The sequence below is a fragment of the Ruegeria sp. C2 genome, from assembly GCF_056537765.1.
This window is the reverse complement of sequence record NZ_JBQFRZ010000011.1, coordinates 1-15,482: the sequence shown is the minus strand read 5'-3', so window position 1 is coordinate 15,482 and position 15,482 is coordinate 1. Positions and strand designations below refer to the sequence as shown.

Here is a 15,482-nt window from a genome sequence, read left to right as displayed (position 1 = left end):
ATGGCCACGCGCCGCACCTTTCTGGCCGGGCTTGCCGCCTCCAGCCTAGCGCCCATGCGTAGCTGGGCCGCTGTCGGCGCCCCTGAGTTTCTTGCCGCGGGGCTATTTCCGAATGGATCATATCGGCTGGCTGGTTTGGATGGTCAGGGGGCAATCCTGTTTTCCGTGCCTCTGCCCGCACGCGGACATGCCGCCGCTGCCCATCCGTTCAAAGCTCAAGCCGTCGCGTTTGCCCGTCGCCCCGGCACCTTCGCCCTTGTGATCGATTGCACGACTGGAGCGCTGATCAAAAAACTTGAAGCTCCGACAGGGCGCCATTTCTACGGTCACGGCACATTCTCAGCAGATGGTAGCCGGTTCTATACCACCGAGAATAACTATGACGCGGCAGAAGGCGTGATCGGCGTCTGGGATGCCAACAGCTTTGCCCGGCTGGGTGAGTTCCCTTCTGGCGGCACAGGCCCCCATGACATGCGCCTGATGCCGGATGGAGAGGTTTTGGCAATTGCCAATGGCGGGATCGAGACCCACCCGGATACAGGCCGCAGCAAGCTGAACCTGCCCATGATGCGACCCAACCTCACCTATACCGATCTGTCGGGTGCGATACTGGAGCAGGTGGCGTTGCCGCAGACCCTGTATAAGAACTCGATCCGCCACTTGGCGGTACGTGCCGACGGGCTTGTCGGGTTCGCAATGCAATGGCAAGGCAGCCTGACACGGCACCCTCCGCTGTTGGGGCTCCACCGCCGTGGCGAGACACCGCGTCTGATCTCCGCACCCGGGGCCCTGCAAAGAGCATTGCAAGGCTACGCTGGCAGCATCGCCTTTTCTGCGGATGGGCAGACGGTTGCCATCACTTGCCCGCGTGGCAACACGTTGCATCGCTTCGACGTCAGCAGCGGCGCGCTGACGGGTACACATATGCTGGAAGATGTCTGCGGCCTCAGCACCGGCACCGAAGGGTTGGTCTTCTCAACCGGCACAGGATCGTTCGGGCGTCTGCACGAAACCGTCTCGATCACGGCAAACCCGGATTGCCAATGGGACAATCACTTGGTCCGTATCAGCTCATTCAGGTGAGTAGTGCATTAACGCGATAAACCCGCAGACGTCAGGCCGTTGCAGGATCAGGCGTACCGCCACGGTTGGCTCGTCTGAACAGAGGACGCCCCGCGACAGATAGAAACAGGATAGATAAAACGACGCCGATCAGCGCAGGCACATAGAGTAGAAACCAGAGCTGAGGATTGCCGATCACGACTGGCGCAACAAAACCTCGCACCCCTTCAAGCAGCACGAGGATTGTGAAGGCTCCGAAAATCTGCGGCCAGAGACCAAAGCGCGAGAAGCTGCCCAGCATCAGCGCCGAATACCCCACCAGCGCAACGGCTATGCATATGGCCACCCAAGAAAACCGCTGATGCAGTTCTTCGACCAGCTGGCCCACGGAATGTTCGTCTGATTTGGCGACGGCTTCAATATCCTGCAGCAATTCGATTGTTGGAATCGCCTCGCGGCTGCGCAGACTGCTATCGGTATTTCTGGTCAGCTCGGAGATGTCATAAGTAGCATCCTGAAACAGGGTCGATGACAGCGTGTTGCGCTGTTGGTCATATCTGAGCGCCACGCCATCGAGCATCACCAGATGGATGCCCGTGCTTTGATTTACCAGATAGGCCGTGGTGCTGGAATAACTCACCGGATTGGCCTCGTCCCGACGATCCGAGACGAAGACCTCGTGCAGGGTGCCGTCCAGTTCGATATCCCCGATATAGACGGTCACACCTTTCGCAGGGTGCAGAAACTCACCTTCGTTCAGCAGTTGCGCGGTCACGTCGCCCGCGACTTCAGCCTGCCGCTGTTCCAACTGCTCGACCGAGGCCGGCCGCAGAAACACGCTGATCACAGCCATCATGAGCCCCGCGCAGAGGCCAAACATCAAAACCGCCCGCGCCAACCGCCATGGGCTGGAGCCGGTGGCCAGCATGACCGTCATCTCGCTCTCGCGGCTCAGTCGGTTGGTTGCGTAGACAGCCGCAGCAAACACGGCCATCGGCATCACCGTCCGGATCAGTGTCGGCAGAGTCAGGGCCGTGAATTCCAGAAACACCAGCGCCGATTGGCCGCCGCTGATCACACGATCAAACAGGCTGACCGAGCGGGTGATCCAGAAGACTCCTACAAGCACCAATGTGAAAAAGCCAAACAGCACCAGCAATTGCCGCAGGAAATACCCATCAAAACGCGACATGCGACCTCTTGTATCTTGGCGGTTGGCGTTGCGGCGAACCTTATGCCATTCGGAGCGCAGAGGAAACCGTGATTACATCCGATCAGCGGCAGGGATCAGAATGCGATGATACCAAAGCCAGCGCAGAAGGCGCAGCGCATGCTGGGCATCGAGGACGCCCGACCAACAGGCGGTGATATCAATTGCGGTCGCCGAGCCATCCAGACGCTGTAGCAGAGGGCCGAGGGATACGCCTTCCAGATTTGCAACCGGCCGTGGCAGGTTCGGGTGAGTGACGACAACACCGGGCTCGATACGAGAGGCGGTCTGTACGCCGGACGTGATCAGCTTTGCCTCCGGGGATAGGATCAAGGCCTGATCGTCGTGTAACATCTCGGGGTTCGGGTCCGACTGGAGCGGCTTTAGCCAGTCCAACGGTTGCGCGCGCTCAGCCCAGAAAGGCGCGGGATCGATAGTGTTCTGTCGGGCATAGAAATCAGCGGATAGCGCGGCGTGGGTCTGCACCCGTTCGATCTGGCGGTCAGCATAGAAGGACAAGGCCAGTTCGCCGTGCTGAGGCGTCTCCAGAACCGTGTTAACCACTGCCGCGGCTTGCACCGCCTGCCCCATCGCAAGTTGCACCCCCTGCGACGACAGAGCGTCGACCGAAAAGCTGGCCTCTCCAACCCTTAGCAGGTCGCACGCCGGAGGCGTTGTCTCAACCCGGCTGGTTGCGTCGGCCCGCCGCACCGGTCCGATCCGGCGCTGTTCCAGACAGGGCGATAGCAGGGTCGATTGTGCCAGCAGATTCAGATACAGGTCGCGCCGACCTGCAGGCGACAGCCCGTTGCAGGTATCGGGATCAACAAAGACCATCGCATTAACCAGCCCGCCGGGCAAAAGAGCCCCCCAATACCAGTGTGAAGACCCAGCCTCGATCCGCGCTTGTGGACCAAAGCCCGGCGACACCTGCCAATAGGCATAGAGCGCCAATAATGGCCGCGAAGCATTGCGAAATCGGCGACTCAACCCGGCTTGCCGTCCTGCGGCGTCCAGAAGTATCTGCGCCCGGATCTGAAAGGTACCCGCGTCGGTGCGGACCGGCACTTCCCAACCAGAGCGCCCTCGCACCGGGCGGTATGCACGGGCAGGCTGAACGATCTGAACACCCGCCGCCTGCGCAGCACGTAACAGCACAGCGTCGAACTGGCCCCGATCTACAAGAAGGCCGGGGTAATCACCATCGACGCCCCGACGCTCGAACGTCCCGGCCCAATGCAAGACTGAACCGCTGGCGCGCAGAAACCCGGCCTGCGTAACGGCTTCTCCAACCTCCAGCAGGTTCAGGATCGGCCAGATCGAGGGGGGCAGAGACTCACCAACATGCTGGCGCGGGAAAGGTTGTCGCTCGATCAGGCAAACGCGGCGACCCAGCTGAGCCAGCCTCAGCGCAGCCGCGCTGCCTGCCGGGCCGCCTCCGATCATGCAGATTTCGGTCTCTATCACCATCTGATTAGGCAGAGGCCGCCTGCGCGGGCGTTCCGAAGTAGTCCAGACGTGCTTCGGACAGACGGACATAGGCCTGCAAGCAATAGTGCAACCAACCGCGGATGTAATCGCAGGCGGGGCGCCCGCGATGGATGACCTCGTGATGACAGCCGCCGCCGCACAGATAGCGCGCCCAGCAGGTGTTGCAGGGGGACTGGGTGTGTACGTGTCGATCTGCCAGCCAGTTTTCCCGCCTCAAGTCGGGGCCGTCGTAGACGTCGCCCATCGCCCCGGCCTCGTCTTCGACAAAGCGGTGGCAGGCGAACAGGCCGCCATCGGCAGACACGCCAAAATACCCACCACCTGCGCCACAGGCATAGGGGCGGTGCGTACCGCGATGGATTTCCTGCATCGCCGCAGCCATGTTCGAGAATGGATAGCGACGCCCTTCGATCACCGCTGCCTCAAACACCTCACCACAGCGGATCATCTGGGTCAGCATTTCGTCCAGATCGTTCCGGTCCAGCTCATGCTGGCCATTGGGCGACGCCAGCATTGGCGAGAAGCCGATCGAATGGAAGCCCATACCAATGAAGCGTTCAAGTGTTTCGGGCAGGTTCATATTCTGCGGTGTGACCGTGACCCGCGCACCGACCTGCATGCGATGTTGCGCGGCCAGCAGCGGCTCAACCCGCTTCAAAATCGTATCGAAGCTGCCCCGTCCACCGCGATTGGGGCGCAGCTTGTCATGAACCTCGCCCACGCCATCCAGACTGATGGTGACAGCAAAGCCATGCGCTTCGAAAAAAGCGGCATCCTCGGGGCGTAGCAAGGTGCCGTTGGTGGTGATCGAAAACCCGACACTCAACCCGTTTGTCTGTGCCTGTTCCACGGCATAATCCGTAGTGCGCTGCACCAGATCGCGGTTGATCAGGGGTTCCCCGCCCAGAAAGGCTAGATTGACCCGCACGCCTGGCTCAGCCTCGGCCACCAGCCGGTCAACCGAAGCTTTGGCCACCTCCCACTCCATACTCCGCGCGGGGCCGCCAAACTCTCCGCCCGCCGCATAGCAATAGGTACACGCCAGATTGCATTTCTGTGCCACGGCCAGCGACAGCGACCGCACGGGCATGTTCTGAGGTGGCGTGTCGTCGATGAACGGGGTGCCATCCAATCCCATCGCACTGAGAAACGCGCTTTGCCCGGGTACGTCCATGGCGGCAAACCGGTCCACCGTCCCCGCCGGTACGTCAAACACGCGTGAGCCATCGACGGCCAGCATGTGGTCCCCACGCCTGGTTTCGAAGAAATGCACCTGCGCGGCGGGTGGGATCACGCCTTGCCCTCCGTCCAGAACGGAATGCCGATCCCTTGGGCAGCCAGCGCTTCGCCTTCGACCCGGAACAGCTTCATGTCATCGCGTACTTGCTGGATATAGGTCTGAGACTCTTCCAGCTTCCCTTCGGCTTCAAGCGTATATGCCTTGGCAAGCCCGTCCTTGACCTTGGCGTACAGATCCAGTGCCGTTTTGGCCTCTGCTTCGGTTCCGACCTCGATCTGGCGCAGATAGGCCGGTGTGCCCTCGCCTGTGTCATACTTGGCCAGAACGTCCTTCATCTGGCTAAAGCGCAGGAAATGCTCATCCCCGTCCGTATCGATCCGCACCGCCAGCGCATAAAGACGACGTTCAGGGAACAAGTCCTCTTGCTCCAACGTTGCCACACATTGCGCATAAGCGCGGTCGATAAAGCCGCCGGGACGCTCAATCTCGATGAAATCCGCAAGCGCCTCGGCAGTCAAAGGCCGCAGCGCGCGGGGCTGCGTCTTACCTTTACCCGCTGGCAGGGTTTCAGACGGGGTCAGGATCGGTTCATAGCCCTCAGGCTCAAGCTCCCACAGCAGTTGGTTCGCCCAGCGCATGTGGGTCATCTCGCCAATCGCGACCTCCAGAACCGAACGGCGGGCAAAGATCAGATCATCCTTCAGCGTCGGCCATTTCTTGGTATCCGCCGTCTCAGGATCAGCCAGCGAGAAATAGGCATAGAGATACTGAAGGCTCAGCGTCATCTCCATCGCGGCCAGTCGGGTCTTGAGGTCTTTGATCATCTCCTCAGGTGAGTCATAGGGCTCAACACCCGGTAACTCAGGATCAACCTCATAGACTTCGCCCGTTTCGCGGCCTTCGACCACGATGGGTAACTCGCTCCACATCTGGTTCACCTGATAATGGTCGATCTGATAGGGGCGATTCTGTTCCACTGTGTTCAGCGCGGCGACATTGCCGGACGGAGACTTATCAGAGCGTAACCAGTCCAGATAAGTCTCGGCCTCGATCGGGTTCTTCGATTGACCCGAGGGCAGCTGATCATCATGGGCCACCTCGGCCATCACCACATCGGGGTGGTTTGAGGGCCAGTAGTGGCAGCCGCAATCGCGGAAATCATGGGACCACGGGTTGCACAGGCTCTGCGTCAGTTCACCGGGATCATAGGCTTCGCTGAACGCGCCCGCCTCGGTTCGGTATTGGCGGCGAAAACCGTGCAGGACAACCTGCTCCGCATCCACCTCACCTTCGTGATCACGACGCTCCAACGCGATGCTGACCGGTTTGTCATCACCGTGTTCCAGACTGCGGATGAATCGCCAGATCATCAGCCCATCATAGGGCTTACCGTCTTCGTCCTTGAAGGTGATGCGCTTGCCGCTTTGTTCGACCCAAGACAGGAACCAGCGCCCCTGGCTAAGCTTTGCGCCGATGTCGCCGCTATAAGCTTCGAGCAAGGTCTGCACCCAGTCTTCGGGACTGTTGTCGGGCAGCATAGGGTCATAGAAGTAATCGACGAAGACCAGATGGAAGCCCTGCGAGTTCTTCGGTGCCTCGGCCACGGGGTTTAGCGGCACGCGCACCGCGTTGAACACCAGACCGGGAAAGAAGCGGCGGTCGAGGTTGCGCACGTCCATTTCCAGACCGGGAAAGCAATTGCCCACCGATCCGTCCAGTCGCGTGTTGTCGGGGTTGCCCGGCACCCTATAGGCTACACGGGCGGTCAAATTGCGGGGTTTGACGCGGATTTGGCCGGGTTGATCAGACATTCTGAGCCTCCGATTCCTGTGCAATCAGATAGTCGATGAACGAGATCACCAGATGATATTGTCTGCGCGACAGAGACAGCGGGTAGTAATTGGAATCGCGCATATAGGGCGGCATCCGAGCGTCGTGCATCGAATCGCGGATGATACGCGGATCGCGAAAATCCGGGTTCGGGGCCTGATCCGGGTTCGGGTCGGTCTCAAGCTCGGTCAGGATGCCATAAGGCGGGCGCAGCAGCGTTTTCACGAAATCCGGGCGGCGGCGCAGGAAATCCAGCAGGTTTGCCTCGTCAATCAACTGTTCATGCACGAATTTTGTAGCCACCGTATAGGGCAGCCGGTCGTTGGGCACCGAATTCGAGAAGACCGAAATCGGCTGCGGCCGGATCAGCTCATCGATCTTGTCGGGCGGCCTCGCGTCCTCTTCTGTCATGGATTTCGCATCGGTTGACGGCAGACCTGGCGTCATGGGTATCCCGGTCTTGGCCTGCAGCTTGGCATTATCCTTCAGACCCTGCGCCCGGATATCGTCGAGATTGATCAGGCTGTTGGTCTCAAACGCGCGGCGGAAGATGTCGACCACTTCGGTCTTGGCCTGCCGGTAATTGTCTTTGGTCACCGAGATCAGCGACAGATCGCGGTCGGCCAGATCATCCTCAAGGCTGTAGAAAGGTCGCGCATCAGGCGCAAAATCGGGCGGACCGGTCATGATCTGCGCCCGCGCGGTCAGGCGTTCGCCGCGCACGGCCAAAGTCGCCTCAATCACGCCATCGCTGGTGTCATCGGCCACGCCCCAGGATTGGTCATTGCCGACGCGCGCGCCATCATAGCTGTCATGCGGTTCGGGATCGTCCGAGGTGCCGGACATCATGATCCATTTCGACCAAGGAGTGTCAGGGTTCAGGATGCGATTCTGTTCCGGCACGATTTCGTGGATGCGGCCATATTCCGATTTAGGCGGGTCGTTCTGGTACCCTGGCACCGCCAGCGTCGCCGGGCCATAGGCCGCATCCGGCGGGCCATAGACCTCACCTTTGGGGGGCATAAAACGCAGGCGCAGGATGCTGCGGTCGATGAACTCTCCTTCAACCGGTTCATCCTGACCGTGAACCGGATGCATCACACGGATCGAGCCCAGAGGGATCGGGTTGTGTTCATACACCATCGGTTGCTGCTCAGAGGTATACGGGCTGAACGCCAGCAGAGGTTTCGGGGTGAAGTCCTGCCCCGCGATCTCGACACGTGCGCGAAACCCACAGGCCGCGTCGCCGGTCCGGCGCTCGGCTTTGGTGTTCCCGACGGTGACCGAATAGCGCACGTTCTGCAGCGACAGGCCCTGATCCTCGAGCAGATCGAGCGTCACCGGTGTCTCATATTCCTCTCCCCTTTCGGCGTCATGCATCTTCGCCCATAGTTCGAAGAACGGAGCGACCGGACGCAGCGCACCGCCTTCGTCGCGAAAGCGGATCGTGTCAGGATCGGGAAGGTAGGCCGTAACGCTCCCATCTTCGACTTCGCGCAGGGTTATGTTCGACCGGATGACCGTCTTGTTGTTGCCATGGGCATCCATGTCCTGCTGCCATTCGTAGCTTTCCAGCGGTGTCTCACCCGGCCCCAAACGGGCAACCGCAATGGGTGGCAGAAAGAAAATCTCCTGAATCGTATCCATGCTGGGCCCTCCCCCGTTTGGCCATGGCAGCCCCTGCTTTCAGGGGTTCGAATATGTCTCATAAGTTATCGTCCGGTCATCGAAGATCGACTTGGACGTGTCCCGGATGATATCCGGCGGCGCATCGTCGGGCACCGGAGAAATGCTCTGCTGGTAGTGGAAGAAATTCTTCGGATCGAACTTCTGCTTCACGAATAGAAGCGAATTGAAATACTCCCCCCAATATTGCCAGCGATAGTTCAACTGTGTTCGGCGCGGATAGTTCTGATAGACCCGGTCGATGAAATAGCCTTCTTCGGTCATCAGCTTCATGAATCCGTCGAGCCAGGGCACGACGATCTCTTTTTCCTCTTCTGATACCCAGAACACATCGACGTAAAAGTTCAGCGACACATCACGGTGGATGAAGGCATTGCCCTCTTTGCCCAGCGGCATCCGGTTGATCGCACCGCCATAGGGTTCGATCGCAACCGCGCCATAGGCATTCGGCGTGCTGTCGAGGTAATCCACAACGCGCTGCCATTCAGCCGCGTTGAGCTGGCGTTTGATGTATCCGGCCTGTTTGTCCTCACGGGCCTGATCGGGTACCACGGGAATGTCGTACTTGTCGTCGTAAAGCCACGAGTTGATTTCCTGATAGGTGCCATAATTCTGGTCACCCTCACCCATCTCGCCGCCGATCTCATCGCTGAGCAAGGGCTGAACGAATGCGTTTCCCTCTTCGGTCGTCCCATCATAAAGCGCAGACAGCAGCAGCACCTTCTTATCCCCCTGATAGGCCAGAAAGATATAGGCGCCGAACCTGTCATCCTCGCAAGTGCTCATATAGTTGGCTTGCAGGAACTCCAGCGCCTTGGCGGCTTTGTCCAGCGGCCAGGTGATATGACAACCCCAGACCTTGTAGAGCGGGTGAAGCTGATACCGTATCTCCAGCAGGATGCCGAAGTTGTTGCCCGTCCCGCCCCGGATTGCCCAGAACAGATCGGGGTTCGTATCCTGGTCGGCAACCACGATGCTGCCGTCCCACAGCATCACGGTGACGCCCAAGACGTTGTCACAAGCCATCCCGAACCGGCGCGAGGTAAAACCATAGCCGCCGCCCATCATGAAACCCGCCACGCAGACGTCCTGACACGCGCCGCCGGGCACATGCAGATGATAGGAATTCAGAACCGAGTTCAGCATCTTGAACGGCGTGCCAGGCCCCACATAGGCCATCGGAAAATCCGGATCGACGGTCACATAGCGGATCCTGCTGGTGTCCAGCACCATCTGATTGTTAACCGAATACCCCGCCGTACTGTGCCGCCCGGAGCGCGCCACCACCCACAGATCATGCTCACGTGCGAAAGCAAGACTGGTGCGCACGTCCTGAATGGTTTCGCAATAAACGATGATCTCGGGATAGTCCTGAAAAGCCGGATTCCAGACCTGTCGGTCATTGTTGTAATCAGCGTCGGTGGGCAGGGTGACCGTTCCGATCAGCTTCTTCTCAAAGTCGCGCATCTGCTCGGGCGTGATCGAGTGATATTGCTGCAGCGCCAGATCGGTACGGCTTTGCGCCACGATATCCTTAGCCAGAAGGGTTTTGCTGATCTTTTTCATCGGGTCTCCTCACACCAAATGAACCGGCGGCGTGGAAACGGATATCCCCACGCAACTATGATAAAATTTCGGTATCATCCCATATCTGCCGAGGCCCAAGCTGGCAGCAATGGACCCCTTCGGTCAAGTGGTTGTGTCCATCAAAGCCCGCGCGTCCTGCAAGTCTGATTGATCCGCCGCGCTTTGCTCGAAATGCGACAGCGCCGCATCGAGCGCCCCACCCACAGGCTCGCCTCTGCGTTGCCGCCACTGCGTTAAAGCAACAGCTGCACGCAATTCGTACAGGCGAGCGCCTTGTCGCTGGGCCGTTTCGATTGCACGTAGCAGCAAGGGTTCAGGGTCACCTCCGGTTTTCGCAACCAGTTCGGCCTTGATCCGCAATTGCTCGGCCTCGGCCCACTTCTCTTCGGTCTTGTGCAAAGCCTGTGTGGCTTGCGCCATGGTTTGTTGTGCGGCGGCCAGATCACCGGCACTGATTTCGATCTCTGCAATCAACGAGGGGAAGAAACTTTTGTAGTTGCCAGCCCCGACCGACCACCAGTCTTCCGAAGCCTGACGCAGGTCATCGATATGCTCGGGGTCAAAGCTTGTCACCGCCCGAGCCCAACTTCCCCACAGACGCGCAATGGTTCCCAGAAACTGCAGCGAATGCTCCTCGGCCAAGGTCGACAGGGCCTCGACGTCTTGTAGCAATGCGGGAATATCACGTACCAGCAGATGGACCTTGCACATGTAAACCAGAATCTGTGCCACGCTATGCGCATGCTTAAGCTCTTTGGCCCAATCCAACGCCGTCTGCTGCACCTGCAACGCCTCCTGATGGCGCCCCATCAGGCAATAGCACGTTCCCAGAAACGCCGAGGTGATCGCCGCATGATCAGTGCCATAAACATAGGCCAGTTGGCTATGCTGATCAAAATCATACAGCGCCCAGGCCTGTTCCAGATGTGTTTGCGCCTCGGTCAGGTTTCCCAGATGCAACTGTACCGCCCCCATGGCGCGGTGCCCGACCATGCGGTGTTCGGTCTTGCCGCTCTCCGCCGCCAGATCAAGGATTTGCGCCGCCACCTCCTGCGCCAGCCGGTATTCGGCGCGCACCAGATGAAAGGCGTATAGACCGTTGAGAACAGGGAACAGCCGCTCAGTCTGCTCGGCACGGTGGCAGAGCTCGCGCAGGCGGCCATAGGCCTCGCCCGTAGCATCACCGGAAATACCGCTGGTCGATCGCAGAACACCTGCGCGCAGGATCTGAATATCGATCTCCTGCACGTCTCGTTCGCGACTTTTGGGCACTTTCGACAACTGATCCAGCGCCGTCGACAAATGTGTCAAGGCTTCGGCCAAAGCCGAGCGTTCGATGGCGCGACGCCCTGCGCTTTGCCAATGCAACACAGCTTCGTCTGTGCGCTGGGCCAGAGAATAGTGCTGTGCCAGAACTTCGGGTTGGGTCTGCGCCAGCTGCGGCTGGTTTTCCAGTAAAGCACCCGCCGCGCGGTCATGCAGCACCTGCCGTTCCGTGCGCAGCAGGCTGTCATAGGCCATATCCCGGATCAGCGCGTGGCGAAAAATGAACTCGTCCTCGGTCGCGTCCGGCGCTTGCAGGATAATTCCCGCCGAAGACAACTGGTCCAGACCCGCTTGCAGAACCGTAGGTGACAGGATTGACACCGATGCCAGCAGTGCGATCGAGAACTGCCGTCCGAACACCGCCCCGGTCTGCGCCACTTCTTTCGCCATGCCTAGCCGGTCCAGACGTTCCATCAGCGAATCCTTCAGCGTGCTGGGCACCGAAAGCGATGGCAGCGGCCCGCGCAAGGCATATCCTTGATCCGTCAGCCGTAGCTGACCGGATTCCAGCAAGCCACGCGTAACCTCTTGCACATAAAGCGGAATACCATCAGTCTTGGCCGCGATCAGATCGCAGACCTCGGCAGGCACCACGTTGCCACCCGCAACTTCTGTCACGATCTCGGCCACATCCCGGTTGGTCAGGCGCTTGAGAGGCACATGGAGGGTATTGTGATGCAGCCCCCATCCGGGATCAAAACCGGGCCGTGCCGTGACGACGATCAACACCGGCAGCTCTCTGATCTGCTCGATCACACGGTCGGTCAGGGTCAATGTCGTCGGATCCACCCAATGCGCATCCTCAAACAGCAGCAATACCGGTTTTTCACGCGCCAATGCGGCCAGCTGCTCGGTCACGGCCTCAAGCGTGCGCTCCAGCTTGATCTGTGGCGGCAGATCAAGCGGCCCCAACATCTCGTCCGCATCGACGCTCAACAGATCCGCGATCAGACGCTGATGCTCGGGCGAGTGATGACGCAGAATGTGGGCAAGCTTTGCAAGCTTTTCCTCATTACTGTCCGTTGTCGCAAATCCTGCCGCACGTTCAAGATGCTGAATAATCGGGTAAAGCGCCGAGTTGGCGTGGAAGGGCGAACACTGAAAGTTCAGACGCAGCGTCTCCTGCGCTTGCGCCTGCTGGCTAAGCCCTTCGATCAGGCGGGATTTTCCAATGCCCGCCTCGCCGGTAATCAGTACCGTCTGGCCGGCCCCCTGACGAGCCTCATTCCATTTGTCATTGAGCTTGCGGAACTCGGCCTGACGGCCCACCAACCGGCTGGCACCGGCATCGGGCATGATGTCGAAACGCCGCTCAATCCGGGCCTGTCCCGTAACAATCCATGCCTGAATCTTCTCTGAAAAACCCTTGAGGGCAAATGAGCCCTGATCCTGCAGGTCAAAAGCGTTGCCGATCAGTCGACGCGTCGATGGGCTGATGATCAGCGTATTCGGCTCGGCCAGCCCCTGCAAACGCGCTGCCAGGTTGGGTGTACGCCCCATGACCACGTCATGTTCCTTGAGCCCTTCACCATGAATCTCGCCCACAACCACCAGTCCGGTCGACACACCGATCCGCGCCTTGAGCTGCTCCTGACCTTCAATCCGCCCCAGTTCGCCCAGAATATCAAGGCCCGCATGAACCGAGCGCGCCGCAGCATCTTCAAGCGCGTGGGGGTAGCCGAAGTAAATCATCGCCCCGTCACCCATGAAGCTGGCTATATGCCCACCAAATCGAGCAACTGACGTAGAACAGATCTCTTTGAAACGGCGCAGCAATTCGCCCAGATCTTCCGGATCCAGACGTTCGGACAGAGCAGTCGAGCCCACAAGGTCGACAAACATAACAGTCAGCTGCCGTCTCTCGGCTACAATTTTACCGGTGCCCTGAACTGGCGCAGGGTTGTTGTCGCGCGCGCGCCCCAACGCTGCCATCAAGCGGCGCCGTGGGCCAAGCGGCAAGCCCAGATCAATCAGATCATGTTCCGACAAATGCGCCAGATCAGCACGCGTGACTTCGTTCGACGCGAAAACGGGCGCGTATTTCGACAGCCCTATTTCCTCAAGGTATACGTCGAGATCAGTCATTTTTCCCCGTGTCCCCGCTCGCCTCCGGGTTCCCCTACCCGGTCAGGTTCCCCACCTTCGACAAAAGCCCAGCGACTCTAATACGTTAGGTGGATTCTTCTGATGGCGTGTCCCGCAGCCTTGTTCAAGCTTTTTCTTTCTGTCCCGATACGTCAAGTAAATTGCATATACTGGCAACTTGGATATGGCGCAGCCATGCGGCGGTTTTTGTCATTGATGTGGGAAATGGCAGGGGCAGCAGGGTTCGAACCCGCGACCTACGGTTTTGGAGACCGTCGCTCTACCAACTGAGCTATACCCCTAGGCTGCGCCATCAGATATGCCAGTGAAGCAGAGGACTCAAGAGGCTTTTTTACTTTTACGCCCAGTTTACCCGCTGACAAAAAAGTTGCGCCCGGCGTGCAGTTCTTTAAGACAAAGCTCGGCCAGTCAGGAGGACCACAGCCTTGAGCATCCGCAAGAAAATTGCCGACAGCGAAGCCGTACTGAACTGGGTCGCGCGACGGATCGCAAGCTATATCCGTCTGGTCCATCGCACCACGCGCTGGCAGCGCATCGGTTACGAAGAGCTGGACCAACTGGCCGAGCAAGGCGAACCGGTCATCGTGGTGCTCTGGCACCAGCGCCTAGCGCAATCACCTTACTTCTTCCCTCTGGATAAGGGGCGTATCTGCTCGATCACCTCAGCAGCGCGTGCGGGCAGCATGGTGGGGCGTGTGCAGAAACTGTTTGGTATGGACACCATCGCCATGTCCAGCCGCAAGCGCCATGTCGCCCTGTCGCGCGAGGTGTTGGGCAAAATGAAACAGGGCATCTCAATCGGTATCGCTGCCGACGGCCCCCGCGGCCCCGAACGGGTATCGTCCACTGTCCCACTGGTCTGGGCCCGCACGTCAGGCAAGCGGGTTTTCGGCATCACCTATTCCGCACGATATGGGCGCGAAGCCGGAACCTGGGATCGCCTTCTGATGCCGCGCCCTTGGTGCAACGAGGGCGTGTTCCTGTGCCGCGAATGGACCGACCCGGTTCCGCGAAAAGCGAGCGAAGAGCAGATCGAAGCGCTGCGCGTGAGTCTTGAGCAGCATATGAATGACATCACGGCCGAGGCAGATCGCATGGTCGACCGCGAGCCGTGGGTGCCGCAGGCCTGAATTTATCCGGCCTGGAGTTAACCAGTCAGTCGCTGAGGGCAGTCAACCCGCGCACGTCCAAAGCGCTTACGTTCGCGGCAAAAGTCGCTCACCTTACAATCTACTTCTTGTTCATCATCGCTCAGAATAGCGGCGCGCATATCGTCGAGATCCTTGCTGTGAAGGATTTGTGCTCCGTAGTTCAGAAATTCAAAACCAAACATGAACATCTCCCCGTGGTATTTGCGGTTCGCTAAACGCGCGCTCCGCGTTCCTTGTTTCGGAACACAGGTGGGTGTTCAGGTTTTGGAAGATGTGGGCAACAGATTAAGATTGCACAATCAGCGATCAATAAACAAAACGCGAACGCTCCGATATTGAAAGGGCCGCCCCTATGGGGATGGCTTTCTTCAGTTCCCTGGTTGGGCCCGAGATTATTCGACGAATAATCTCACGCCACGCCGAAAGGATTATCAAATGAAAAAGGCCGCCCCTTTTGGAGCGGCCTTCTTTAGTTCAACCGAGTTGCTCCTGGCAGATTTTCCCATGGAAAATCGCCTGCCGCAACCAGGCGCGACGAGCGCGCCTTACTCGATGATTTTCGACACAACGCCGGCGCCGACGGTGCGGCCGCCTTCACGGATGGCGAAGCGCAGGCCGTCTTCCATCGCGATCGGGGCGATCAGCTCGACGGTGAAGCCGACGTTGTCGCCAGGCATAACCATCTCGGTGCCAGCCGCCAGCGTCACGGTGCCGGTCACGTCAGTGGTCCGGAAGTAGAACTGCGGACGGTAGTTCGCGAAGAACGGAGTGTGACGACCGCCTTCTTCCTTGG

At 59.2% G+C, this 15,482-nt stretch carries 11 protein-coding genes and 1 tRNA gene; 2 read left to right on the top strand and 10 right to left on the bottom strand.

Features of this window, described 5'->3' with window-relative positions; all coding sequences use genetic code 11:
* Complete coding sequence (locus ACR0IV_RS19675; protein ID WP_480660487.1) at positions 1-1,083, top strand: DUF1513 domain-containing protein; 1,083 nt, start codon at positions 1-3, stop codon at positions 1,081-1,083.
* 31 nt (positions 1,084-1,114) lie between these two features.
* Here ACR0IV_RS19675 and lptF read toward each other — a convergent pair whose 3' ends face one another.
* From lptF to ACR0IV_RS19635, 8 genes are all read right to left on the bottom strand, one after another.
* Positions 1,115-2,254, bottom strand: coding sequence for an LPS export ABC transporter permease LptF (lptF, locus tag ACR0IV_RS19670; RefSeq protein WP_480660485.1), 1,140 nt, complete (start codon positions 2,252-2,254; stop codon positions 1,115-1,117).
* A 72-nt stretch (positions 2,255-2,326) separates the two neighbouring features.
* Positions 2,327-3,742, bottom strand: coding sequence for a flavin-dependent monooxygenase QhpG (qhpG, locus tag ACR0IV_RS19665; protein ID WP_480660483.1), 1,416 nt, complete (start codon positions 3,740-3,742; stop codon positions 2,327-2,329).
* Positions 3,743-3,746: 4 nt separating this feature from the next.
* Positions 3,747-5,057 carry a radical SAM protein gene (locus tag ACR0IV_RS19660; RefSeq protein WP_480660481.1) on the bottom strand — a complete coding sequence of 437 codons (1,311 nt, stop codon included), beginning with the start codon at positions 5,055-5,057 and terminating at the stop codon, positions 3,747-3,749.
* A complete protein-coding gene (locus ACR0IV_RS19655; protein ID WP_480660479.1) occupies positions 5,054-6,814 on the bottom strand; it encodes a ferritin-like domain-containing protein in 1,761 nt (586 codons plus the stop codon). The genes ACR0IV_RS19660 and ACR0IV_RS19655 overlap by 4 nt, the downstream gene beginning before the upstream one ends.
* On the bottom strand, positions 6,807-8,480 hold the full coding sequence (locus ACR0IV_RS19650) for a hypothetical protein (RefSeq protein WP_480660477.1): 1,674 nt from the start codon (positions 8,478-8,480) through the stop codon (positions 6,807-6,809). The genes ACR0IV_RS19655 and ACR0IV_RS19650 overlap by 8 nt, the downstream gene beginning before the upstream one ends.
* A 39-nt stretch (positions 8,481-8,519) precedes the next feature.
* Positions 8,520-10,085 carry an FAD-binding oxidoreductase gene (locus tag ACR0IV_RS19645; protein ID WP_480660475.1) on the bottom strand — a complete coding sequence of 522 codons (1,566 nt, stop codon included), beginning with the start codon at positions 10,083-10,085 and terminating at the stop codon, positions 8,520-8,522.
* Between the two features lie 123 nt (positions 10,086-10,208).
* On the bottom strand, positions 10,209-13,517 hold the full coding sequence (locus ACR0IV_RS19640) for an adenylate/guanylate cyclase domain-containing protein (RefSeq protein WP_480660473.1): 3,309 nt from the start codon (positions 13,515-13,517) through the stop codon (positions 10,209-10,211).
* Between the two features lie 226 nt (positions 13,518-13,743).
* Positions 13,744-13,819, bottom strand: a tRNA-Trp gene (locus ACR0IV_RS19635).
* Between the two features lie 144 nt (positions 13,820-13,963).
* Here ACR0IV_RS19635 and ACR0IV_RS19630 point away from each other — a divergent pair.
* Positions 13,964-14,668 carry a lysophospholipid acyltransferase family protein gene (locus ACR0IV_RS19630; RefSeq protein WP_480660471.1) on the top strand — a complete coding sequence of 235 codons (705 nt, stop codon included), beginning with the start codon at positions 13,964-13,966 and terminating at the stop codon, positions 14,666-14,668.
* 17 nt (positions 14,669-14,685) lie between these two features.
* Here ACR0IV_RS19630 and ACR0IV_RS19625 read toward each other — a convergent pair whose 3' ends face one another.
* Together ACR0IV_RS19625 and ACR0IV_RS19620 are read right to left on the bottom strand one after the other, a co-directional pair.
* Positions 14,686-14,871 carry a hypothetical protein gene (locus tag ACR0IV_RS19625; RefSeq protein WP_480660469.1) on the bottom strand — a complete coding sequence of 62 codons (186 nt, stop codon included), beginning with the start codon at positions 14,869-14,871 and terminating at the stop codon, positions 14,686-14,688.
* A gap of 363 nt (positions 14,872-15,234) precedes the next feature.
* On the bottom strand, positions 15,235-15,482 hold a 248-nt coding region (locus ACR0IV_RS19620), incomplete at its 5' end, for an EF-Tu C-terminal domain-related protein (RefSeq protein WP_480532872.1).

What these genes read in the sequence shown, in the direction of transcription:
- ACR0IV_RS19650 (WP_480660477.1), bottom strand. Translation starts at nt 8,480, where the DNA reads ATGGATACGATTCAGGAGATTTTCTTTCTGCCACCCATTGCGGTTGCC.
- ACR0IV_RS19645 (WP_480660475.1), bottom strand. Translation starts at nt 10,085, where the DNA reads ATGAAAAAGATCAGCAAAACCCTTCTGGCTAAGGATATCGTGGCGCAA.
- ACR0IV_RS19640 (WP_480660473.1), bottom strand. Translation starts at nt 13,517, where the DNA reads ATGACTGATCTCGACGTATACCTTGAGGAAATAGGGCTGTCGAAATAC.
- ACR0IV_RS19655 (WP_480660479.1), bottom strand. Translation starts at nt 6,814, where the DNA reads ATGTCTGATCAACCCGGCCAAATCCGCGTCAAACCCCGCAATTTGACC.
- qhpG (WP_480660483.1), bottom strand. Translation starts at nt 3,742, where the DNA reads ATGGTGATAGAGACCGAAATCTGCATGATCGGAGGCGGCCCGGCAGGC.
- ACR0IV_RS19675 (WP_480660487.1), top strand. Translation starts at nt 1, where the DNA reads ATGGCCACGCGCCGCACCTTTCTGGCCGGGCTTGCCGCCTCCAGCCTA.
- lptF (WP_480660485.1), bottom strand. Translation starts at nt 2,254, where the DNA reads ATGTCGCGTTTTGATGGGTATTTCCTGCGGCAATTGCTGGTGCTGTTT.
- ACR0IV_RS19625 (WP_480660469.1), bottom strand. Translation starts at nt 14,871, where the DNA reads ATGTTTGGTTTTGAATTTCTGAACTACGGAGCACAAATCCTTCACAGC.